The organism is Pantoea sp. SIMBA_079, from assembly GCF_046940275.1.
GTDB classification, from domain to species: Bacteria; Pseudomonadota; Gammaproteobacteria; order Enterobacterales; family Enterobacteriaceae; genus Pantoea; species Pantoea borealis.
This window is the reverse complement of sequence record NZ_JAWRYR010000608.1, coordinates 1-254: the sequence shown is the minus strand read 5'-3', so window position 1 is coordinate 254 and position 254 is coordinate 1. Positions and strand designations below refer to the sequence as shown.

At 55.1% G+C, this 254-nt stretch carries 1 protein-coding gene; it reads right to left on the bottom strand.

The window, feature by feature from the left end; genetic code table 11:
• Window positions 1-254, bottom strand: a 254-nt coding sequence (locus SB719_RS21380) for a biotin/lipoyl-containing protein (RefSeq protein WP_412159919.1), incomplete at both ends; no start/stop codon positions are given.

Here is a 254-nt window from a genome sequence, read left to right as displayed (position 1 = left end):
GCTTCAGCTTTTGCTGCCGGTGCCGGCGCTGCCGCTTCCTGTTTCGCAGGAGCTGCCGCAGGCGCTGCGCCTTCAACTTCGAAGATCATAATCAGCGAGCCAGTTTTCACTTTATCGCCAACGTTGACTTTCAGTTCCTTCACGACGCCTGCAAACGGCGCCGGAACTTCCATAGAAGCTTTGTCGCCTTCTACGGTGATCAGTGACTGTTCAGCGGCAACTTTGTCGCCCACTTTCACCATCACTTCAGTCAC